Annotated in this window: 17 protein-coding genes; 7 read left to right on the forward strand and 10 right to left on the reverse strand. The window is 61.4% G+C overall.

Features of this window, described 5'->3' with window-relative positions; all coding sequences use genetic code 11:
- Window positions 1-123: 123 nt before the first annotated feature.
- From AC07T0_RS16550 to arnC, 7 genes are read right to left on the reverse strand one after another with little or no spacing between them, the layout of a single operon-like run.
- On the reverse strand, window positions 124-1,485 hold the full coding sequence (locus tag AC07T0_RS16550; RefSeq protein WP_495002210.1) for a UDP-glucose dehydrogenase family protein: 1,362 nt from the start codon (window positions 1,483-1,485) through the stop codon (window positions 124-126).
- A complete protein-coding gene (gene arnF, locus AC07T0_RS16555) occupies window positions 1,482-1,889 on the reverse strand; it encodes a 4-amino-4-deoxy-L-arabinose-phosphoundecaprenol flippase subunit ArnF (protein ID WP_495002211.1) in 408 nt (135 codons plus the stop codon). The genes AC07T0_RS16550 and arnF overlap by 4 nt, the downstream gene beginning before the upstream one ends.
- Complete coding sequence (gene arnE / locus AC07T0_RS16560; protein ID WP_495002212.1) at window positions 1,886-2,230, reverse strand: 4-amino-4-deoxy-L-arabinose-phosphoundecaprenol flippase subunit ArnE; 345 nt, start codon at window positions 2,228-2,230, stop codon at window positions 1,886-1,888. Before arnE ends, arnF begins: the two co-directional genes overlap by 4 nt.
- The gene (gene arnT / locus AC07T0_RS16565) at window positions 2,227-3,876 is read right to left on the reverse strand and encodes a lipid IV(A) 4-amino-4-deoxy-L-arabinosyltransferase (protein ID WP_495002213.1); all 1,650 of its coding nucleotides are present in this window, start codon (window positions 3,874-3,876) and stop codon (window positions 2,227-2,229) included. Before arnT ends, arnE begins: the two co-directional genes overlap by 4 nt.
- Window positions 3,873-4,757, reverse strand: a complete 885-nt coding sequence (gene arnD / locus AC07T0_RS16570; protein ID WP_100943353.1) for a 4-deoxy-4-formamido-L-arabinose-phosphoundecaprenol deformylase — start codon at window positions 4,755-4,757, stop codon at window positions 3,873-3,875. Before arnD ends, arnT begins: the two co-directional genes overlap by 4 nt.
- Entirely contained in the window at window positions 4,757-6,748 is a 1,992-nt protein-coding gene (arnA, locus tag AC07T0_RS16575; RefSeq protein ID WP_495002214.1) for a bifunctional UDP-4-amino-4-deoxy-L-arabinose formyltransferase/UDP-glucuronic acid oxidase ArnA, read from the reverse strand. The genes arnD and arnA overlap by 1 nt, the downstream gene beginning before the upstream one ends.
- Complete coding sequence (arnC, locus tag AC07T0_RS16580) at window positions 6,745-7,758, reverse strand: undecaprenyl-phosphate 4-deoxy-4-formamido-L-arabinose transferase (RefSeq protein ID WP_100943351.1); 1,014 nt, start codon at window positions 7,756-7,758, stop codon at window positions 6,745-6,747. Before arnC ends, arnA begins: the two co-directional genes overlap by 4 nt.
- 394 nt (window positions 7,759-8,152) lie before the next feature.
- Between arnC and AC07T0_RS16585 the strand changes: the two genes are divergently transcribed.
- On the forward strand, window positions 8,153-9,814 hold the full coding sequence (locus AC07T0_RS16585; RefSeq protein ID WP_495002215.1) for an MFS transporter: 1,662 nt from the start codon (window positions 8,153-8,155) through the stop codon (window positions 9,812-9,814).
- The gene (locus AC07T0_RS16590; RefSeq protein ID WP_495002216.1) at window positions 9,811-10,956 is read left to right on the forward strand and encodes an HlyD family secretion protein; all 1,146 of its coding nucleotides are present in this window, start codon (window positions 9,811-9,813) and stop codon (window positions 10,954-10,956) included. The genes AC07T0_RS16585 and AC07T0_RS16590 overlap by 4 nt, the downstream gene beginning before the upstream one ends.
- An 85-nt stretch (window positions 10,957-11,041) precedes the next feature.
- Here the strand turns inward: AC07T0_RS16590 and AC07T0_RS16595 are convergent, their stop codons facing one another.
- Genes AC07T0_RS16595 through AC07T0_RS16605 form a run of 3 tightly spaced genes read right to left on the reverse strand, consistent with a single transcriptional unit; the run spans window position 11,042 to window position 14,336 of the window.
- On the reverse strand, window positions 11,042-11,869 hold the full coding sequence (locus tag AC07T0_RS16595; RefSeq protein WP_495002217.1) for a metal-dependent hydrolase: 828 nt from the start codon (window positions 11,867-11,869) through the stop codon (window positions 11,042-11,044).
- Between the two features lie 14 nt (window positions 11,870-11,883).
- Entirely contained in the window at window positions 11,884-12,789 is a 906-nt protein-coding gene (locus AC07T0_RS16600) for an SDR family NAD(P)-dependent oxidoreductase (RefSeq protein WP_495002218.1), read from the reverse strand.
- Window positions 12,786-14,336: a flavin-containing monooxygenase gene (locus tag AC07T0_RS16605; protein ID WP_495002219.1), complete on the reverse strand. Its 1,551-nt coding sequence runs from the start codon at window positions 14,334-14,336 to the stop codon at window positions 12,786-12,788. The genes AC07T0_RS16600 and AC07T0_RS16605 overlap by 4 nt, the downstream gene beginning before the upstream one ends.
- A gap of 253 nt (window positions 14,337-14,589) precedes the next feature.
- Here AC07T0_RS16605 and AC07T0_RS16610 point away from each other — a divergent pair, with 253 nt between their 5' ends.
- The 5 genes from AC07T0_RS16610 (at window position 14,590) to AC07T0_RS16630 (ending at window position 19,710) form a co-directional block, all read left to right on the forward strand.
- Window positions 14,590-15,582: an alpha/beta fold hydrolase gene (locus tag AC07T0_RS16610; protein WP_495002220.1), complete on the forward strand. Its 993-nt coding sequence runs from the start codon at window positions 14,590-14,592 to the stop codon at window positions 15,580-15,582.
- A 243-nt stretch (window positions 15,583-15,825) separates the two neighbouring features.
- Window positions 15,826-16,860, forward strand: a complete 1,035-nt coding sequence (locus AC07T0_RS16615) for an alkane 1-monooxygenase (RefSeq protein ID WP_495002221.1) — start codon at window positions 15,826-15,828, stop codon at window positions 16,858-16,860.
- Window positions 16,861-16,999: 139 nt separating this feature from the next.
- Window positions 17,000-17,491, forward strand: coding sequence for an alkane oxidation protein activator PraA (gene praA, locus AC07T0_RS16620; RefSeq protein ID WP_495002222.1), 492 nt, complete (start codon window positions 17,000-17,002; stop codon window positions 17,489-17,491).
- 171 nt (window positions 17,492-17,662) lie between these two features.
- On the forward strand, window positions 17,663-18,145 hold the full coding sequence (gene praB / locus AC07T0_RS16625; RefSeq protein ID WP_495002223.1) for an alkane oxidation protein activator PraB: 483 nt from the start codon (window positions 17,663-17,665) through the stop codon (window positions 18,143-18,145).
- A 122-nt stretch (window positions 18,146-18,267) separates the two neighbouring features.
- The gene (locus AC07T0_RS16630; RefSeq protein ID WP_495002224.1) at window positions 18,268-19,710 is read left to right on the forward strand and encodes an outer membrane protein transport protein; all 1,443 of its coding nucleotides are present in this window, start codon (window positions 18,268-18,270) and stop codon (window positions 19,708-19,710) included.
- Window positions 19,711-19,935 lie beyond the last annotated feature (225 nt).

The raw sequence follows: 19,935 nt of genomic DNA on the forward strand, positions 1-19,935 counted from the left end.
CGGAACCTGTAGGAGCCTGGCTTGTCGGGACGCCGCACCGCAGCGAAGGGGGCCCTGAGACCGCCAAAAGCTTCGCGGGCCAGCGCCGCTCCCACAAGTCAGCCTGGGCCAACCATCAGGATGTCACTCCAGACCGTGACGGGTCACCGGCAGGTCCAGCGAAGCACCGCGACCGATCGCAAAGTAGGTGAAACCTTTGCGCTGCATACGATTGGCGTCGAACAGGTTGCGGCCGTCGAAGACCACCGGCGCTTTCAGGCGCTGCTTGATCAGCTCGAAGTCCGGCGCCTTGAACTGTTGCCATTCGGTGCAGATGATCAGCGCGTCGGCACCGACCAGTGCCGATTCCGGCGTGCCCATCAGTGACAGACCTGGCTCATCCGGGTAGATGCGCTGGGTTTCCTGCATGGCTTCCGGATCGAACGCACGAACCTGTGCGCCGGCCGCCCACAGGGCTTCCATCAGCACACGGCTTGGAGCGTCGCGCATATCGTCGGTGTTCGGTTTGAACGCCAGGCCCCAGAGAGCGAAGGTCTTGCCTTTCAGATCGCCCTTGTAGAACGCGTTCAGACGGTCGAACAGCTTGTGCTTCTGGCGCTCGTTGATCGCCTCGACGGCTTGCAGCAGGTCGCTCGAACAGTTGGCCGCCTGGGCGCTGTGGATCAGGGCGCGCATGTCTTTGGGGAAGCACGAGCCGCCGTAGCCGCAGCCCGGGTAGATAAAGTGGTAACCGATGCGCTGGTCGGCGCCGATGCCCATGCGCACGGCTTCGATGTCCGCGCCCAGGTGTTCGGCCAGTTCGGCGATCTGGTTGATAAAGCTGATCTTGGTCGCCAGCATGCAGTTGGCGGCGTACTTGGTCAGCTCGGCGCTGCGCAGGTCCATGAACATGATGCGGTCATGGTTGCGGTTGAACGGGGCGTAGAGGTCGCGCATCACTTCGCGCACTTCTTCGCGCTCGCAGCCGATGACGATACGGTCTGGACGACGGCAGTCTTCCACCGCCGAACCTTCCTTGAGGAATTCCGGGTTGGAGACAATATCGAATTCCAGGCTGCGGCCGACTTTGTCCAGGGCGGCCTGGATATGCGCGCGCAGGGTGTCGCCGGTGCCGACCGGAACGGTGGACTTTTCCACCAGGATTAGCGGCTCGACGCGGTGACGGACCACGGCATCGCCCACCGAGAGGACGTACTTGAGGTCAGCCGAACCGTCTTCGTCCGACGGCGTGCCGACGGCGATAAACAGCACCTGGCCATGCTCGATCGCCAGCTTCTCATCGCTGGTGAAGTGCAGGCGGCCGCTTTCCAGGTTGCTCTTGACCATGGTCTCCAGCCCTGGTTCGAAGATGGGGATGTGGCCTTTACGCAGCAAGTCGATCTTGTTCTGGTCGACGTCCATGCACACGACATCATGACCGACTTCGGCCAGCACAGTCGCCTGTACCAGACCGACATAACCGCTACCAATTACGCTGATTTTCATACGGAGTCCCTAGGACGGGGTATACGTGGAGAGTTGATCGTTAACACGCCGAGAATGACCAGGGCCACTCCCAGCGATTTCGAAAGACTGAAGCTTTCATTGAAAAACGGCAGGCCGGCGGCCAACAGGTAGACCAGCGCGTAACTCACGCTGAGCAACGAGTAGGCCCGGCCCAATGGCAGGTCGCGCAAGGCGGCCAGCCAGCAAAGCATGGACAGGGCGTAGGCGAGGATCGATGCAGCCACTACACCCAAGGCGAGTAACGATACGTCCTGAGTCATCAGGGCGTCCAGCCATTGCGCCGGTTCCGGCAGGCGGGTCATGCTCCAGCGCATGCCCAGCTGGGCTCCGCTGACCAGCAGCACGCTGCCGGTGGCCAGGGTAAAACCGCGTGCCTGGCTCATACGTGACGCCCCAACAGGACCACACCGGCGATGATCAACGCCACGCCCAACCAATGGCGGGTGTCGATCGACTCCTTGAACAGGTAGTGCGCCACCAGGGTGATCAGGACAAAGTTCAGGCTGAGCATCGGATAAGCAATGCCGACCTCCAGCCGTTGCAGGACCAGCAGCCAGACCAGCAGGCCGAAACCGAGGCTGGCCAGCGCCAGCCACAACCAGGGCGAGCGCAGTTTATGCAGAATGCCCAGGGAAGGGCCGCGCCAGCTTTCAACGGCAAACTTCTGGGCGACTTGGCCCAGGCATGTCAGCAGGCAGGCGCTGAGCAACAACATCAGGGTCATGGCGTGGTCTTCGAGAAAATCAGGATAACCATGTTGCCTTCTTCATAGCGAACATGATCCTTGGGCAGCAGGTCGATCTCATGCAGTTCGTCCTGATCCTTGACGCGCATTACCACTCCGACCTGGCCTTCACGGCGGGCGTTGTCCATCCAGGCCTGGATCTGGCTCAGGTCCTGGGCGCGACCGGCGGTTTCCGGATAACCCAGGCCGTACTGCAGCTCACCCTGGGTGTTGTAGAGGGTGATATCGCTGCGCTTCATGCGCCAGGCCAGTGCGGAAGCGGCACCCAGGTCGTTGCTCAGGAAGTGCCGGCTCTGGCTCAGTTCGTCGGCATGGTGGGCGATGAACTGGTCGGGCATCTTGTTGTGCACGATGACGTTCGGCATCGCCGCCGGCAGCAACAGCACCAGCATGCCCATGCCCAGCGCCGGGGTGGCCCAGAAGGTCAGCGGCTTGAGCAGGGGCAGGATATTGACCAGGATCCAGCTACCGATGAAGACGCAGAGCAGGGTCAGGTGCAACGGCTCGTTATCGTAGAACGGCTGCTTGATCTGGAAATACACCAGCGCCGCCAGTCCCGCCAGGCCCAGTACCAGGTTGAGCAGACCGTTGAGACGGGGGACCTGACCTTGCGCAAGCTTGATGCGCTCCATCAGCGAATGCCCCATCAGCAACGCCAGGGGCATCAGGCACGGCATGATGTAGGTCGGCAGCTTGCCGCGGCTGAGGCTGAAGAACGCCAGTGGCAGCAACAACCAGAGCAGCAGGAACACGCTGATGCGTTGGCCCTTGGTGCGCCAGGCATCCTTCAGGGTCACCGGCAACAGCAGCGCCCACGGCAGGCTGGAAACCACGATCATTGGCAGGTAGAACCACCACGGCCGGGTGTGCTGCGCGTCTTCGGCGGCAAAACGACGGATATGCTCGTGCCAGAAGAAGAAACGCCAGTAGTCCGGCTCCTGGAGGTGAACCGCGAGGACCCAGGGCAGGCTGATCAGCGCGGCCACGGCCACGGCCACCAGGCCATAACCCACCAGTTCGCGAAAACGCTTCTGCCAGATCATGTAGGGCAGGGCGATCAGCACCGGCAGCATCAGGGCGAGGAAGCCCTTGGTCATGAAACCCATGCCACAGGCCAGGCCCAGGGCCACCCACGACCACAGCCGAGCCCGCGGGGTGCTGCCGTCGATGGCGAACCACAGGGCGACGAAGCTCAGGTTGACCCAGAAGGTGAACTGCGGATCGAGGTTGGCATAACCGGCTTGCCCGGCGATCAGGCCGAAGCTCATGTACAGCGCGGCGCAGGCAAACTGCTTGCGTTCGTCGTTCCACAGGCGTCCGGCGATCAGATAGACCAGCAGCACGCTCAACCCGGTGCTCAGGGCCGACGCGAAACGCACGCCGAAAAAGTTCTCACCGAAAATGGCCTGACCGATGGCGATCATCCAGTATCCGGCGATGGGTTTTTCGAAGTAACGCAGTTCCATGAAATGCGGCGACGCCCAGTGGCCGTGCCGGAGCATTTCCTGGCCGATCTGGGCGTAGCGGGTTTCGTCCGGAATCCACATGCCATGGGTGACCAGTGGCAGGAGGTAGAACAGCAGAAAAGCGAGAAACAGCAACGGCAAAGCCCAGCGCCTGGTCATCCCTGCTGTACCCCGAGCCAGCCTTCACGGCCGCCGAGGGTGCCACGGACCAATTGCCCTGCGGGCAGGCGGTCCAGTTGGGCTGGCAATAGATTGACCAGGGGTTGGAACTCGATGTCACGCGCCTTGGCCTGGGCCAAGAGCTGGCGAAACTCGTTTGCCATCAGAATCCCTTCTACTTCCGCGTGAATGGTGTAGACATTCAGACGCGCCGGACTGAACCGGTCGAGAATGAACGCATTGAAATCTTTCGCGGCCAGATCCGCACCCACGACTTCGTCGAAAGTGGGCAGGTCCACGGGAATTTGCGGGGTCCCCAGGCTGCCATCCGCCAACCGTGGCAGAAACAGACCGTGCCCGCGGCAATCGCTGTTATAGCGAAAACCGAAATGCTCCTTGGCTTGCACGACACGTTCGTCCGCCCGCCAACCGGCGGTGGCCGAACATTCGACGGCTTGCCCGGTGATATCGCTCAGGCAATCGACGCCGCGACGGATCTGTTCGATCAGTTCGGCTTCGCTCCAGCGCCCGGCATTGGCCTGCCAACCGTGGTGATCCCAGGCGTGCAGGCCGACCTCATGGCCGGCGGCCAGGGTCTGGCGCATCAGATGCCCCAGATCCCGACCGATCGGCTTGCCTGGCCAGGCAGTGCCGGCCAGCAAGATGTCCCAGCCATAAAGACTGGCAGCCTTGGAACGCAACATCTTCAGGAGGAACTGGGGTTTGATGAGGCGCCACAGGTGGCGCCCCATGTTGTCCGGTCCAACGCTGAAGAAGAACGTTGCCTTGACCTGGGCCTCGTCGAGCAGTTCCAGCAACCGCGGTACCCCTTCACGGGTGCCGCGATAGGTGTCCACATCGATGCGAAGTCCAGCCTGCATCAGCGCTTGTCCGCGATTTCGAGCATGGCTTCTTTGAGGAAGAAGTCCAGGGTGTTACCGATGGTTTCGCTCATCTCGACGGTAGGCTCCCAGTTCAGCAGGCGCTTGGCGTTTTCGACGCTTGGTTTGCGGTGCGACACGTCCTGGTAGCCAGTACCGTAGAACGCCTTGCTTTCCACGTCGCGGAAGCCGGCGAACGGAGGGAAGTTGCTACGCAGCGGGTGAGCTTCGAACTGACGCAGCAGTTCTTCGCCCAGCTGACGGATGCTGGCTTCGTTGTCCGGGCTACCGATGTTGATGACCTGGCCGTTGCAGCAGTCGTTCTCGTTGTCGACGATACGGGCCAGGGCCTCGATGCCGTCGGCGATGTCGGTGAAGCAGCGCTTCTGCTCGCCGCCGTCGAACAGACGGATCGGGGTACCTTCGACCAGGTTCAGGATCAGCTGGGTGATGGCACGGGAGCTGCCGATACGCGCCGAATCCAGACGGTCCAGACGTGGACCCATCCAGTTGAACGGACGGAACAGGGTGAAGTTCAAGCCCTTGGCGCCGTAAGCCCAGATCACGCGGTCCAGCAACTGCTTGGACACCGAGTAGATCCAGCGCTGCTTGTTGATCGGGCCAACGATCAGGTTCGAGGTGTCTTCGTCGAAGTTCTCGTCCTGGCACATGCCGTAGACTTCGGAGGTCGACGGGAAGATCACGCGCTTGTTGTACTTGACGCAGTAGCGAACCAGTTTCAGGTTCTCTTCGAAGTCCAGTTCGAATACGCGCAGCGGGTTGCGGGTGTATTCGATCGGGGTGGCGATGGCCACCAGCGGCAGGACCACGTCGCACTTCTTGATGTGATATTCGATCCACTCGGAGTGGATGCTGATATCGCCTTCGACGAAGTGGAAGTTCGGGTGGCTGCGCAGGCGTTCGATGGCGTCGGAGCCGATGTCCAGACCGTAGACGTCGTACTTGTCGTCACGCAGCAGGCGCTCGGACAGGTGGTTACCGATGAAGCCGTTGACGCCCAGGATCAGTACGCGGGTACGACGTGGCTTGCGGCCCGACTCGGCGCCGCGCAGGAAGGAACCGTCCACCAGGCCCAGTTCGTTGGCCAGTTGCGGGCCGCTGAGGAACAGGCCGTTGTCGTTGCGCTGGCCGGCGTTGATCACCAGGGAGTCTTCACCGCAAGCGATGCGCAGTGGGTCGACGCTGATCACACGGCCAGGGGCCTGACCTTCGTTGCCCTTGACGACGTCGGCGCTCCAGACGATCAGCTTGTGCTCGCCCACGGCGCAGAAGGCGCCCGGGTAAGGTTGGGTCACGGCGCGAACCAGGTTGAACAGCTCTTCGGCAGGCTTTTTCCAGACCAGTTTGCCGTCAGCCGGGGTGCGGCGACCGAAGTAAGTGGCCTTCGACTCGTCCTGGGCGGTTTCGCTCAGTTTGCCGGCAGCCAGTTGTGGCAGGGCTTCGCTCAGCAGGGCGGCAGCGCTGTCACGCAGCTTGGTGTGCAGGGTCAGGGCGGTGTCGGCACGTTCGATGGCGACGCGGTTCTGCGCCAGGATGCCGCCGGCATCGGCACGCTTGACCATGCGGTGCAGGGTCACGCCGGTTTCGCTTTCGCCGTTGACCAGCACCCAGTTGGCCGGTGCGCGACCGCGGTAGCGTGGCAGCAGGGAACCGTGCAGGTTGAACGCGCCGTTCTTGGCGGTGGCCAGCAGCTCTTCGCTCAACAGGTTGCGGTAGTAGAACGAGAAGATGTAGTCCGGGTTCAGCTTGGCAATGCGCTCGATCCACAAAGGATGGTTGGCATCTTCCGGTGCGTGCACGGTAATGCCCTTGCGAGCACAGAGTTGCGCTACGGAACCGTAGAAGGCGTTCTCCTTCGGGTCGTCGGCATGGGTGAACACTGCGGCGATGTCGTAACCTGCGGCGAGCAGGGACTCGATGCCGGTGCAACCAATATCGTGATAGGCGAAGACGACAACTTTCGGATTCATGGTGCGACCTGATTGGAGGTAGTAGTAGAAGGGGTATCACCAGCAGCGCTGGCAGGAGACGGCTGGCTACGCAGCACTTTCTCGATGAAGAAGCGCGGACGTGCACGCACGTCACTGTACATGCGACCCAGGTATTCACCCAGAAGCCCCATGCCGATGAACTGACCGCCGGTAAAGACGAACAGGATAGCAAACAGCACGAACGAACCGTCACCGGCCCAGGCGGCGCCGAAGATCAGGCGCAGCACCACCAGCAGGATGGCGAAGAGCGCGCCGAGGCCGGCCATGGTGAAACCGATGATGCTCAACAGCCGCAGGGGCGTGGTGGTCATGCAGGTGACCAGGTCGAACATCAGGTTGATCAGGCGCATCGGGCTGTATTTCGAGTCGCCGTGTTCGCGCTCGGCGTGCTGCACCAGCACTTCGGTGGTGTGCCGGGCAAAGCTGTTGGCCAGGATCGGAATGAAGGTGCTGCGCTCGCGGCAGGCCAGCATCGCGTCGACGATGGTCCGGCGATAGGCGCGCAACATGCAGCCGTAGTCGCTCATGGCGACGCCGGTGGAGCGTTGCACGGCCATGTTGATCAGGCGCGACGGCCAGCGGCGCAAGGCCGAGTCCTGGCGATTGTTGCGCACGGTGCCGACCACATCGAAGCCCAGCGCGGCCTGTTCCACCAGACGCGGGATTTCTTCCGGCGGGTTCTGCAGGTCGGCGTCCAGGGTGATGACCACATCGCCGGTGGATTGCTCGAAGCCCGCCATGATCGCGGCGTGCTGACCGTAGTTACGGTTCAGGATCACGGCGATGACCGGGCTGCCTTCACGCTCGGCGGCTTCCTGAAGAATGTCGGCGGAGCGATCACGGCTGCCGTCGTCGACCAGGATGATTTCGACATCCTGGGTCAACTGCGCACAGGCCGCTTCGGTACGGCGCAACAGTTCAGGCAGGCTCTGTTCTTCGTTATAGACCGGGATAACGATCGACACGCGCTGAATTGGATAAGGTTTCAAAGGCTTCTTTCCAGAATGGTTTCAATGGTGCGGCGATGCTTCAAGCCAGCCGATAGCATGCCGGACTCAACGCTCAGGCACAATGAACGATGCCTTTTATGCGGGCAAGCATAGAGGCATGACCGTGGGATGATACAGGGGTAATAAAAGACATGCGGCGATTAAAGCCTAAAAAAATGAAATGTCAAAGCTGCATAACAGCGTTATCTTCATGATTTTTATCAGTTCCCTGGTTCGGAGCGCGGGCGGGATTCTACGGTAAACGCCCAAATGTGAAAAGCCTATGAAGAAGAGATGAACGACCTGTTGTTTTTGCTCAATAGACAGCGGTGATTCAGGTAATCTGTGCTGCCGCGCAAAAGAGTCGCCTTCCAGTGTTTGGAGCCGGGCCCCGATGAACCATTATGCGCCGCACGACTGGCAGCCCCACGAGCGCCCCAGCCTGCCCGGATCGCCGTCGACGCCGTTGCATTCCACGCCGAAACGCTGGGCCTACGCGATGGTCGGGCTGCTGGTGGCCCTGACTGGCGGGCTCGGCAACGCGCTGGTGATCGCCAACCTGCCGTACCTGCAAGGCGCCCTGGGCTCGACCACGGCGGAAATCGCCTGGCTGCCGGCGGCCTATGTGATGACCAACGTCTCGATGAACCTGTTGCTGGTGAAGTTTCGCCAGCAATTCGGCCTGCGGGCGTTCACCGAGGTGTTCCTGGTGCTCTATGCGCTGGTGACCTTCGGCCATCTGTTCGTCAATGACCTGAGTTCGGCGATTGCCGTGCGCGCGGCCCACGGCATGGTTGGCGCGGCCCTGAGCTCCCTGGGGCTGTATTACATGATCCAGGCCTTCCCGGCGAAGTGGCGGCTCAAGGCCCTGGTGCTGGGCCTGGGTACCTCGCAGTTGGCGCTGCCGCTGGCCCGGCTGTTTTCCGAAGACCTGCTGCAGATCGCCGAATGGCGTGGCCTGTATCTGTTCGAGCTGGGACTGGCCCTGGCGGCCCTGGGCTGCGTGTTCCTGCTCAAGCTGCCGCCGGGCGATCGCTTCAAGACCTTTGAGAAACTCGACTTCCTGACCTTCGCCATTCTCGCCAGCGGCGTGGCGTTGCTCTGTGCGGTGCTGTCCCTGGGGCGGATCGACTGGTGGCTGGAGGCACCCTGGATCGGCCTGGCCTCGGCCGCGTCGATCGTGCTGATCCTCGCGGGACTGGCGATTGAGCACAACCGCAGCAACCCGATGCTGATGACTCGCTGGCTCGGTAGCGGGGCGATGATCCGCCTGGGCTTGGCGGTGATCCTGATCCGCATGGTCTTGTCCGAGCAGTCCACCGGTGCCGTGGGCTTTCTCCAGGCCTTGAACATGGGCAGCGAGCAGATGCGCAGCCTCTATGGGGTGATGTTGCTGGGCAGCATCGCCGGGTTGGCGGTCAGTGCCCTGACCATTGATCCCGAGCACCTGCTCATGCCGCTGATCATTTCCCTGGCGCTGATCGCGCTCGGTTCGTCCATGGACAGCTTCTCCAGCAACCTGACGCGCCCGGCCAACATGTACGCCAGTCAATTCCTGCTGGCCTTCGGCGGGACCTTTTTCCTCGGCCCGACCATGGCCCTGGGCACTCGCAACGTGGTGACCAACCCGCGCAACCTGGTGAGCTTTTCAGTGTTGTTCGGGATCTGCAACAATCTCGGCGGGCTGATCGGTTCCGCGTTGCTGGGCACCTTCCAGGTGGTGCGGGAGAAATTCCACTCCAGCAGCATCGTCGAACACCTGACGCTGATCGATCCGCAGGTCGCCGCCCGCCTGCAAAGCAGCAGCGCGGCCTACGCTGGGGTGATTTTCGATCCGTCGGCGCGCACCACCCAGGGGATGCAGGCACTGGCCGCGTCCGCGACCCGCGAGGCGAATATCCTGGCTTATAACGATGTATTCATGCTGATTGCGGTGATCGCGCTATTGACCATGCTGTGGATTTTCGCCCGTAGCTTGTGGTTGCTCAGCATGAACAAGAAGATTGCCCGCAACGCCCCGTCTTCCACTCTCACCAGCGGTGCCCCTTCACGATGAGCGAACCTGCGACCACGACCAATGCCATTGCCGCCACCCCCGAAGGGGTCACTCCAGCCGGCGTCTCGTCCACCGAGCCGAGATCCCTGGGCGTGCGCATCGTTTCTTCGCTGGGCTTTGCCGCGATCGCCATCACCGGCGTGTTGATCGTGTTGTATGCCTGGCAACTGCCGCCGTTCGGCAGCGCCATCGAAAGCACCGAGAATGCCCTGGTCCGCGGGCAAGTGACGCTGATCGGTCCACAGCTCAGCGGCTATGTGTTCGAAGTGCCGGTGCAGGATTTCCAGTTCGTCAAGGCCGGTGACCTGCTGGTGCGCCTCGATGACCGTATCTATAAGCAGCGGCTGGACCAGGCGCTGGCCCAGTTGGAGGTGCAGAAGGCCGCCCTGGCCAACAACCTGCAGCAGCGTCGCAGCGCCGAGGCGACCATCGCCCAGCGCCAGGCGGCGCTCGACAACAGTCGGGCCCAGGTGCTCAAGAGCAGCGCCGACCTCAAGCGCAATGAGGCGCTGATCGCCGATGGTTCGGTGTCGCGCCGTGAGCTCGACGTGACCCGTGCCGACCATGCGCAGACGGGCGCGGCGGTGGAGCAGGCGCGGGCGGCGCTGGATATTTCCCGTCAGGACCTGCAAACCGTGCTGGTCAACCGCGGTTCGCTGGAAGCCGCCGTGAGCAACGCCGAGGCGGCGGTGGAGCTGGCAAGGATCGATCTTTCCAATACCCGTATCACCGCGCCCCGGGATGGCCAACTGGGGCAGATCGGAGTGCGGCTGGGAGCCTATGTGAACTCCGGCGCGCAGTTGATGGCCCTGGTCCCGGACCGGCACTGGGTGATTGCCAATATGAAGGAAACCCAGATGGCGGCGGTGCGCGTGGGACAGGCGGCAAGCTTTACCGTCGATGCCCTCAACCATCGCCGCTTTACCGGCCGGGTGCAGCGCATTGCCCCGGCGACCGGCTCCGAGTTCAGTCTGTTGCAGGCCGATAACGCCACCGGCAACTTCGTCAAGATCGCCCAGCGGGTGCCGGTTCGGATCATCGTCGATCCGGGGCAGGAGGAGCTCGACCGGCTGCGCCCGGGGCTGTCGGTGGTGGTGAGTATCGATACCGCCAGCCAGATCCAAGCGCTGGAACCGGACTGACCTGGCAAGCCAGCTGCCACAGGTTATGTGGCGTTTTCACAATCCCAGTTCATTAACTGGATGGCATTAGAGCAAGGCTGCGCAGTCAGGAGCGCTGGTTATCCATCGCCTCGACCAGGGCATCGATACGTTGCAGATGCTCGCGGTTGTCATGGTCCCAGGGATGGAAATCCGGCTTGAAGTAGTCCAGCCAGGGCCTGGCGATGCGTGGGAATATGCCGTGGCGGCCGAACAGGTACTTCAGCATGCTCCAGCCACCTTTCAGGTGATGACCGGCCTTGCGGTCGGCGATCAGCAGGCGCAGATGAAAGTCGAACACCACCAGCCAGAACATCAGCGTGGTGCTCAGCATGCTGCCGATACGGATCAGGTAGCGCCCCAGCCCCGGCTTGAGCGCGGTATTCCATACATCGAAGGCCACCGACTTGTGTTCGGTCTCCTCCAGCGCATGCCACATCCACATCTGTCGATAACCTTCGACCGAGTCGCCGAAACGGCTCGGGTCGCGCAGCATCAGGTCGGCGAGCATCGCCGTGTAATGCTCCAGGGCAATGGTGATGCCCAGGTTGAAGGCGGGAGGGAAGTGCTTTTTCTGGAAGTCGAGAATCATCCGCAGCCGTCGATCGAGCTTGTGCGCCGGCAGGCCGGCGGCTTGCAGCATGTCGTTGTAGCGCAGGTGCTCGCGGCTGTGCATGGCTTCCTGGCCAATAAAACCCTGGATCTGGCGCTTGAGTTCGGGGTCGTGCACCCGATCCCGGTAATGGCGCACGCTGTCCATGAAGAACAGTTCGCCGGAGGGAAACAGCAAGGACAGGGCATTGAAGAAATGCGTGACCCACGGCCCCTGGGCATGCCAGTCCTTGGCACGTTCGGCGGGCAGGTCGACATGGACATCACGGCGCACGGGCAACATGGCAGATACTCCTTTCAATTGAGGCCGCCCGGGTCCTTGGCGTCTTGGGCGCCAGGCCGAGTCTTGCGTTTACCCAGGGGCGACATCCGCCGGGTGACGAACACCACCAGGGCCTGATAGGCGCCGGGCAGCAGGCGCACCAGCCAGTCCAGGGCATGGGCGTCGCGGCCGATCAGCACCCGCCGGCGGTTTTTCCGCACGCCGTGGAGGACCGTCCGGGCCGCCTGGTCGGCATCGGTGATGAAGAGTTTTTCGAAATCCGCCCGGGCCTGTTCTTCGTTGTCGATCAGCAGGCCCTTGACGTTGTCGCGGATCCTGCTGGAACGGGCGATATCGGTCTTTATCCCGCCAGGGTGCACGCAGGTGGCCGAGACACCGATGTCCATCAGGTCGAGTTCCTGGCGCAACGACTCGGTAAAGCCGCGCACGGCGAACTTGGTGGCGTTGTAGGCACTCATCCCGGGCTGGGCAAACAGCCCGAAGACGCTGGAGGTATTGATGATATGGCCGTTGCCGGACTGCTTGAGGTAGGGCAGGAAGGCCTGGGTGCCATGGACCACGCCCCAGAAGTTGATCCCGACGATCCAGTCGAGGTCTTCCTGGCTCATGCCTTCGATGGTACTCGACAACGCCACTCCGGCATTGTTGAACACCAGGTTGACGCCGCCATGTTCGGCGGCCGTGGCGGCGGCCCAGTCGAACAGGGCCTGGCGTTCGGCGACATCGAGCACCTGGGTGGTCATGCGCAGTGGCAGCAACGTGGCGGCCCGGGCCAGTTCCAGGGTGCGGGCCAGGCCTTGGGGATTCTTGTCCGCCAGGGCCAGGTGGCAACCTTCGCGGGCCAGGGCAATGGCCAGGGCGCGGCCCATGCCGGCCCCGGCCCCGGTAATCGCCGCCACCTTGCCGTTGAATGTATTCATGGGCGGCCTCGTGGGGCGTGTGCTTGGGCGGGGGCCGGTTCCGGGCACGGGGATAACCGGATGGAAACCCGATAGTCGCTGAGCTGGAAATGGCCTGTGACCTGCCTGAACCGCCAGGTCGAACCGGGCCAGAGCGTGGTGTTTTTGCCGGTGCGCGGGTCCAGGTACCAGCTGCGACAGCCGCCGGTTGACCAGATCGCGCGCTGCAGTTGCTGCTGGAGTCGCTCGTTGTAGCGGCGCTCCACTTCAGGCCTGACCTCCAGGGTCTCGATCCGCTGGTCGCGCATCTGCTCCAGGGCCTGAAGGATGTAGGTGACCTGGGCCTCGATCATCAGGATCATCGAGTTGTGCCCCAGCCCGGTGTTCGGGCCGATGATCATGAAGAGGTTCGGGTAGCCCGGCAGGCAGGTGCCCAGGTAGGCGTGGGCGCCATCGGCCCAGGCATCGAGGACGTCGACGCCGTCGCGCCCGCTGATCAGGCCCCGGGGCAAGGGCTCGGAGGCCTGGAAACCGGTACCGAAGATCAGGCAGTCGACCGGATGACGTAGGCCATCGGCGGTGACCACGGCATCGGCCTCGATCCGCGTCACCGGCTGGCTGACCACTTTTACATGGCTGCGGGCCAGGGCCGGATAGTAATCGTTGGAGATCAGGATGCGCTTGCAACCGATGGTGTAGTCGGGCGTCAAGGTCTTGCGCAGCGTCGGTGCGGCGACCTGCCGGTACAGATGGCGCACCGCGACTTTCTGCACCAGCTTCATCAGCTTCGGATAGCGGGCGAAGGCAATCACCCGGCTTTCCAGGGCCCAGTAAATAGCCGAGCGGGCCAGGCGCTGGGTAACGGGCAGGTGCTTGAACAGCCAGCGTTCAGCCGTCGACAGCTGACGGTCCGGCTTGGGCAGGATCCACGGCGGGGTGCGCTGGAACAGGCTCAGGTGCGCGACTTTCGGGGCGATCTGCGGCACGAACTGGATGGCGCTGGCCCCGGTGCCGATCACCGCGACCCGTTTGCCTTCCAGTTCATAGTCGTGATCCCAGTGCTGGGAATGGAAGCTTTTGCCCTGGAAGCCCGCCAGCCCCGGAATATCCGGCAGCGCAGGGCGCGAGAGTCCGCCCATGCCGGAAATCAGCATCCGTGCCGATACCTGGCGCCCATCGGCAAAGCTCAACGCCCAGCGCTGGCGACTTTCGTCGAACACCGCGGCGCTCAGGGCCATGCTGAAACGCAGGTGCGAACCGATGCCGAAATCCTCCGCGCAACGTTCCAGATAGGCACGGATTTCCGCCTGGGGCGCAAATTGCCGGCTCCAGTACGGATTGGGCGCGAAAGAAAAGGAATAGACATGCGACTGCACATCGCAGGCGCAGCCCGGATAGTGGTTGTCGCGCCAGGTGCCGCCCAGGCTGTTGGCCCGTTCGGCGACGAAAAAATCGCGGGTGCCGGCCTGCTTCAGGCGGATGGCCATGCACAGCCCGGCAAAACCGGCGCCAATGATCGCGATATCAACGGCTTCGCCATCTGGCGGGGGTGACGAGTACGCATTCATGCTGTGTACCTCAAGTGTGGCAACGTCCGCCGGTGAGCGGCAGCGCTGGATGAACCATCAGCATTGCATAATTAAATTAAATGTTTTAAAAAATAATTTAAATAACTTACCTGAAAATATCGCCTACGCTAGTGTTCTGCCGAACCCTGGCGACTCATCCGACCGATGGGCCGGTTCATGAGGTGTAGGCGATTCTCGAGGTGGTAGCCAATCCCGGCTCCGCGCCTGGAGGCAGGGGTGCGAGGACCAGGCAATGGGATGGGGCGTCGGGATTGGAGTTTTTGCGGCGGCGAATGCCGTGCTGTGGGCCATCGGTTCGCGGATCAATCGGAGTATCGAAACCACGGTGCCACCCGAGGGGCGTTTTATCGAGGTGGGCGGCGAGTGGATTCATTATGTGGACGAGGGCAGCGGTCCGGCCCTGGTGATGATCCACGGGCTGTCCGGCTGTGGACGCAACCTGACCTATGCCTTGTCGCCGCGTTTGCGCGAGCAGTTCCGGGTGATCACCCTGGATCGCCCCGGCTCTGGCTACTCCTCCCGCCGTCCGGGCGCCGGGGTCGATATTCCCGCCCAGGCCAGCCTGATCGCCGAGTTCATTCGCACCTTGAGCCTGGATCGACCCCTGGTACTCGGGCATTCGCTTGGCGGTGCACTGGCCTTGTCCCTGGCGCTTGATCATCCGCAGGCGGTTTCCGGGCTGGTGCTGGTGGCGCCCTTGACTCAGCCCCAGCGCATCCTGCCCCCGGTGTTTCTGTCACTGGGGGTGCGGCCCGCGTGGTTGCGGCGCTGGTTCGCGGGAGTCCTCGCCGCGCCCATTGGCATGCTCGGACGCAAGGCCCTGATCAAGGCAGTGTTCGCCCCCGAATCGCCGCCCCATGACTTTGCCCGGCGCGGTGGCGGATTGCTGGGTTTGCGTAGCAACAACTTCTATTGCGCCTCCAGCGAGATCGCCACGGTCAACCAGCACCTGCCGGACATGGTCCGGCGCTATCCACAACTGATGCTGCCGGTGGGCCTGGTCTATGGCTCCCGGGATCACGTGCTGAATTACCGCAAGCACGGTGAGTCGATGCTCGGCAAGCTGCCAGGCCTGCGTCTGGAGATTATCCAGGGAGGCGGGCACATGTTGCCGGTCACCGCCGTGGAGCCAGTGGTCGAACTGGTCCAGGATATCGCCCTGCGCGCGCAACCCACTCAACATCCCGCCACTAGCCCGGTAACCGCGGTGCAGGGCGCTTCCTGATCGAGTGGTTTGCAGCCTGGTCGGCGATTCTGTGAACGGCGTTGAGAATTCCCCAAGAAAATAGTTGACGAGCTATCGAAATCGGGCTAAATATTTAAAAAAATGTTTTGAATGTTTTTTTTAAAAGTGCATTTGAGCGATTAAAATAATGAAAATAACGCTTTCTGACGCATTTGCTTTTTCCCTGCCTGCCCTTCAGTGGGCTGTGCGTTCGTGTTCCGTTGTGATCCCGCGGAGGCTGCCATGAATGCTTCCCTGGCGGCACCTGGAACCTGGACTGACGGCAAGCGGCATCTGTGGTGGCTCGTTGCTTTGCCGATGGCCACGCCGCTATTGTCCGGCGTGTTCGCCCTCGCCACGGGCATCCAGGCCTTGTGGTGGAGCGGGGTGCTGGTGATCTTCGGGCTGATCCCGATGATTGACGGCCTGCTCGGCGAAGACCGCAGCAACCCACCGGAAACCGTGGTTCCGGATCTTGAAAAACAAACCGACTACCGCTGGATCATCATTGCCCATGAACTGGGACACAAGACCCGGCCGCTGGAACAGTTCCTGGCAAAGTTGTCCCTGGCGCCGACCTTCTATGGCCACTTCTTCGTCGAGCACAATCGTGGTCACCACGTGCGTGTTGCCACCCCGGAAGATCCGGCCAGTTCGCGCCTTGGGGAAAGTTTCTGGAGTTTCCTGCCGCGCTCGGTGCACCACAGCCTGCGTTCGGCCTGGCGCCTGGAGCGCGAGCGGCTGGGCAAACTGGGGTTGCCGGCCGTGCACTGGAAAAACACCGTGCTCGGGGCCTGGCTGTTCAGCGTGGTGATGTGGAGTGGCCTGATCCTCTGGTTGGGCAGCGCGGTGATTCCCTTCTTGCTGATCCAGGGGATCTACGGGTTCTCGTTGCTGGAAGTAGTGAACTATGTCGAACACTACGGACTGTTGCGCCAGACGCTACCCAGCGGTCGTTACGAGCGCTGTTCGCCACGGCACTCCTGGAACAGTAATCGGGTTGTCACCAATATCTTCCTCTTTCAACTTCAGCGACACTCCGATCACCATGCCTATCCGACGCGTAGTTATCAGGCCTTGCGACACTTCGATGAGTCACCGCAACTGCCTTACGGATACGCGAGCATGATGGTCTGGGCTTATGTACCGTTTCTTTGGCGACGCCTGATGGATCATCGGGTCCTGGCCCACTACGAAGGGAATATAAGACTGGCCAACTTGCAGTCGTCCAAACGCGTGGAGTTATTGGAGCGCTACGGTACCCGCCACACCTATTGAATGGAACCGTCAAACAACATGCCCACCCTTGAAAGTGCGCATGGCGGGAAAACTCACGCCGCGATTGGCGGAGGGCGCCCGAGGAAAAAATGAAGTTGGCCCATAAAAACAACAATAAGTACCAGGAAGGACCTCAACCATGCAAAGAGTTCGATTAGCTGTTCGGGTACTTGCGGTACTGCTGGGGTTGTCGGCCGTGGCGCCGGCATTTGCCGCCGCGCGGATGGAACCGGCCAATAGCGAGTTCAGCGCCAAGGGTCCGATCAGTTTTGCCAAGAGCATCATCAATGCCGACTGCACCATTGAAGTCAGCGGCCGGATCAGCGCTGACGGCAGCTATGCCAGTGTCGAGAAGGTCGGTTTCGACGGCGGTTTGAAATGCGGCCAGGTCGAGGCCACGCACCTGCCCTGGAAGCTGGTGGCCAAGGATGAAGGCAGTGGCTCGATGTCCGGCATCCAGGTCACGGTGCATGCGCCGTTTGTCGGTGGCGATTGTGGACCGACCACGGCGCACGGCTCCTGGAGCAACAGCAGCGGAAAACTCCAGGCAGCCGATGTGGCGCTGGACGGTGGTTGCACTATCAAGACGGTGTCGATCCAGATGCCGGCGAACTTTCGGGTCGTACCCTGAATTGACTGACCCGGCGTTTGTCGGGTGTTGAAAAGTTACATTGCGGACTTTGAAAATTTGGCTGGAAAAGGAAGCTCGGTCGCTGTTGCTGTCGTGGTACTCCGTGTTGTCCGTTAACGGCCATTACTCCCCGGCGAAATGAATCGCCATAACATGTGAGGAATAACAACAATGAAAGGCATCAAGACTTTTGTATCGTTCACTGCCATTGCTGTCTGCTTAGGCGCGGCATCCATGGTCAACGCTGCTACCATTACTCCGGTCAATACCAACTTCAGCGCACCCGGCACCATTACGGTGAAATCCCCGGCGTCGTTCAACCTGCCCGTGACCTGCAACATCACGTTCACGGGCAAGACCGCTGTTGACGGCTCCTCGGCGTCGATTACCGCGGCCACTGTCAGTGGTTCCAACTCCCTGTGCAGTGTACCAGTGATGCAAAACCTGCCCTGGACGCTGACGCCGACCAGCACCAGCACCGCAACGGTGTCCGGCGTCAGCTTCAGTGTTATTTCAAACTGTGGCACTGCCAATATCAGCACCAACTATGGTGGCGGCGCGTTGACCGTTCCAAGTGCCCAGGCCGTGGGCAGTTGCAGCATCACCGCACTCAGCGTCGCACCTAATCCGACCTTTGTCATCACCAACCCTTGAGGTTGGGTTGAGAGCAACGTGCTGATCACTCGTTGATAAGACCGGCGCCTCCCCGGAGGCGTCTGTTGAGTGCTGGTTAGCCGGGATGACCTGTTGCGGTTGATAATAATAAGGAGTGGGGCATGAATAATAAGAAACAACAATTGCACGTCGCTGTCGCACTGGCTGTTCTGGGCGGGTTGGTGAGTGCAGGGCCTGTCGAGGCCGGCGGCTTTTCGACACCCACCTACGGTGCACCTGGCTGGGGGCGTGCTTTCGGGGGCGGTTCGCTGTTCAAGAACGACCCCAGTGCTGCCTATAACAACCCGGCGGCAATGGCCTTTATTGATCAGAGTGTGGGTCAGTTCACGGTCGACTATGCGCGTATCAAACTGAAGTATACGGGGACCGCCACCGACTATCAGGGCAATCCTGCCTCGCGGACCCCCGTGGATGCCAATGGCATTCCCGGCGACGCTGTGCCCCTGACAGGCGATGGTGGCCAAGGCGGTTTTACGGCCTGGGTTCCAACCGGGTTTCTGGTCATACCGATCAATGATCGTTTTGCTTTTGGCCTTAGCCAGGTAGTTCCGCAGGGGATGCGCAGTACCTGGGACGAAGACTGGAAAGGTCGTGACTTTGCCGTGGATACCAAGATCGAGACCGTGGGGCTCACGGGCTCGCTGTCGTTCAAGGTCAACGATGCCTTTTCGGTGGGCGGTGGTGTTATCGTGCAACACACCAATGGGTTCGTCAGCCAGAACCTCAACCTGACTGGCGCGGCGGCCTTGTCCCCGGGGCTGGGGGGCATTCCCTTCCCATCGGGCGTCGGCTCGAACCTGATGCGGGTCAAGGTGGACAATACCTCGGTCGGTTGGTTTACCGGGGTGGTCTGGAAACCGACCGATCGGGACACCCTCGGGCTGAACTATCACGCCAAGATCAAGAACAAGCTGGAGGGTAAATACAATATCTACGCCGATGCGCTCGGCAGGCAGTACACCACCCAGCCGTTGGGGCCCAATGGTGAGACGCTGGTGGGGCTGGCCTATCCTGGGCTCAGTCTTAATCCGGACGGTGCCAACGCCAGTACCCAGTTGGATATCCCCGCCACGGCCGGCCTGGACTGGGTGCATGTGTTCAGCGACCGTTTCACCCTGGGCGTCAGTGCAACCTGGACCCAGTGGTCTTCCTTCAAGGATCTGACGCTGAAGTCCGACGGCAATGTCATTGTGGCCATTCCCTATAACTACAAGGATTCCATGATGTACTCGCTGGGGGGGGACTATAAGTTCACCGATCGCCTGACGCTGCGCGCCGGTGTGGCCTTCGACCAGACGCCAACCCGTAACTCGACCCGCGACCCTCGTATTCCGGACAACGACCGCTGGTTTACTTCCCTGGGCTTCGGTTATGAAATCAAGGAAATACCGGGGTTGAGCATCGATGGCGCATATTCACGGCAGTTCGTGAAAGAGTCCCCGATCCATACCCAGAACGTGGATCGGCTCGGTGGCTCGACACTCGATGGCAAGGTAGAGGCCTCCGGCGAAGTGGTCAGTCTGTCGACGACTTACAAGTTCTGATAGCAACTTCTGTCATTGCGCTGTGCTCAGGTGCGGCGAAATTTGTAGGAGCCGGCTGGCCGGCTCCTACAGGGGCGTGCTGTGCCTTGCGGAAAGACGCTTCCAAAGAACCGACTCGATCGGTTTTTTTGTTCGGCATAAAATATAAATTTTTATTTAAAAAATAATTTTAAAACGATTCTATTCTTTGTAAGGTAGAAGCCTGCGAGTCGTCGTGTCGATGGC

This window comes from Pseudomonas sp. GW821-FHT04D07, from assembly GCF_059420225.1.

Excerpts from the sequence above, each read along its gene's own strand:
- AC07T0_RS16590 (WP_495002216.1), top strand. The coding sequence starts at position 9,811 with ATGAGCGAACCTGCGACCACGACCAATGCCATTGCCGCCACCCCCGAA.
- AC07T0_RS16615 (WP_495002221.1), top strand. The coding sequence starts at position 15,826 with ATGAATGCTTCCCTGGCGGCACCTGGAACCTGGACTGACGGCAAGCGG.
- arnD (WP_100943353.1), bottom strand. The coding sequence starts at position 4,757 with ATGCAGGCTGGACTTCGCATCGATGTGGACACCTATCGCGGCACCCGT.
- AC07T0_RS16550 (WP_495002210.1), bottom strand. The coding sequence starts at position 1,485 with ATGAAAATCAGCGTAATTGGTAGCGGTTATGTCGGTCTGGTACAGGCG.
- arnE (WP_495002212.1), bottom strand. The coding sequence starts at position 2,230 with ATGACCCTGATGTTGTTGCTCAGCGCCTGCCTGCTGACATGCCTGGGC.
- praB (WP_495002223.1), top strand. The coding sequence starts at position 17,663 with ATGAAAGGCATCAAGACTTTTGTATCGTTCACTGCCATTGCTGTCTGC.
- arnT (WP_495002213.1), bottom strand. The coding sequence starts at position 3,876 with ATGACCAGGCGCTGGGCTTTGCCGTTGCTGTTTCTCGCTTTTCTGCTG.
- AC07T0_RS16610 (WP_495002220.1), top strand. The coding sequence starts at position 14,590 with ATGGGATGGGGCGTCGGGATTGGAGTTTTTGCGGCGGCGAATGCCGTG.
- arnF (WP_495002211.1), bottom strand. The coding sequence starts at position 1,889 with ATGAGCCAGGCACGCGGTTTTACCCTGGCCACCGGCAGCGTGCTGCTG.
- AC07T0_RS16600 (WP_495002218.1), bottom strand. The coding sequence starts at position 12,789 with ATGAATACATTCAACGGCAAGGTGGCGGCGATTACCGGGGCCGGGGCC.
- AC07T0_RS16630 (WP_495002224.1), top strand. The coding sequence starts at position 18,268 with ATGAATAATAAGAAACAACAATTGCACGTCGCTGTCGCACTGGCTGTT.
- praA (WP_495002222.1), top strand. The coding sequence starts at position 17,000 with ATGCAAAGAGTTCGATTAGCTGTTCGGGTACTTGCGGTACTGCTGGGG.
- AC07T0_RS16595 (WP_495002217.1), bottom strand. The coding sequence starts at position 11,869 with ATGTTGCCCGTGCGCCGTGATGTCCATGTCGACCTGCCCGCCGAACGT.
- AC07T0_RS16605 (WP_495002219.1), bottom strand. The coding sequence starts at position 14,336 with ATGAATGCGTACTCGTCACCCCCGCCAGATGGCGAAGCCGTTGATATC.
- arnA (WP_495002214.1), bottom strand. The coding sequence starts at position 6,748 with ATGAATCCGAAAGTTGTCGTCTTCGCCTATCACGATATTGGTTGCACC.
- AC07T0_RS16585 (WP_495002215.1), top strand. The coding sequence starts at position 8,153 with ATGAACCATTATGCGCCGCACGACTGGCAGCCCCACGAGCGCCCCAGC.